This is a genomic window from Novipirellula herctigrandis (assembly GCA_007859835.1).
Taxonomy (GTDB): Bacteria; Planctomycetota; Planctomycetia; order Pirellulales; family Pirellulaceae; genus Novipirellula_A; species Novipirellula_A herctigrandis.
This window is the reverse complement of sequence record SJPJ01000019.1, coordinates 1-1,116: the sequence shown is the minus strand read 5'-3', so window position 1 is coordinate 1,116 and position 1,116 is coordinate 1. Positions and strand designations below refer to the sequence as shown.

Here is a 1,116-nt window from a genome sequence, read left to right as displayed (position 1 = left end):
TGTTTTCATGACACGATTCTAGCGACCAACGGTAGCGGGCGAACGCACTCCGAGCGGTAGCTCGCTACGCTTGTGGTCGCACCGCACTACACCGAGTCGAGTCGTGAATCGAGCAATTGGATGTCATCTTCTTCGTCCTCGGACTGCAGATCCCGAAGGGCAAGATCAAACGCTTGCGGGGATTGGCTGACGGATGAGTTTGGATTGGTCTGCGAACGGTTCATTTCATTGATCACCATCAAAGCATCTAATGCCGTGACATGACCGTTGCCGTCAACGTCCAAATGACTCCACTTTTCTTGGGACGCTGTTTCTTCGCCTGACGTATTGTTGGTTGACCCGCTGAGATGATTGATCACCAGTAATGCGTCCATTGCCGATACGACACCGTCGGCATTGGTATCGGTTGCCTGCAACGCAGAGACGCCAACAATACTGCTGAAGTTGCTTGCACCGCTCGGAGTGATCAGTTTCAGTTCAGCCTCGGAGGTCGTTCGGCCTAGTCGAGCAAGCAGCACATCGGCGTTGGATACGATTTGATCACGATTGATATCGTAGGGACTGGTAGAGTCCACCGTGGTACCGCCAGCGGTTCGATTCAAACGAATCTTCAAAACATCCGCGTTGCTGACCGAGGTATCGTCCGTACTGTTACCGACTTCGCCAGGAGCATTGCCAAAGTAGAACACGTCGGGAGTTTCCAACGCTGTGTTCTCGTTGGCCTTGACCGTGACTTGCAACCACTTTCCTACAACGGCTTTATCGGGCAGCGTCAAGGTAATTCGGTCGCTGCTATTAGCCCCCTCACCGGTACGCCTCGAAAAACCAGGAACGATTTCCAGGTCCGTGAACGTGCTGGTGTCGCTATCGTTGCCCACACGCAATGTGAAATCATCCGCTGACAATCCACTCGCAGGCAGGTTGGCGATGTCAATTATGATCCCGTTTACGCCGCGACTGTAACTAGTGTAGTTTGCAAAGCTGGCATTTTGACCTGGTAATAACGCCTGTTTGTCTGATGCGATTGCACCTTCATCGGCGGTGTTCGCAGCGGAATCATTCCCGTCGAAATCGCTGTTGTTGTAAAACAACAATCGACTTTCTATCGTCGCGGGT

1 protein-coding gene is annotated in these 1,116 nt (G+C 52.4%); it reads right to left on the bottom strand.

Features of this window, described 5'->3' with window-relative positions:
- Positions 1-86 precede the first annotated feature (86 nt).
- Positions 87-1,116, bottom strand: a 1,030-nt coding sequence (locus CA13_RS34370; RefSeq protein WP_419195348.1) for a dockerin type I domain-containing protein, incomplete at its 5' end; no start/stop codon positions are given.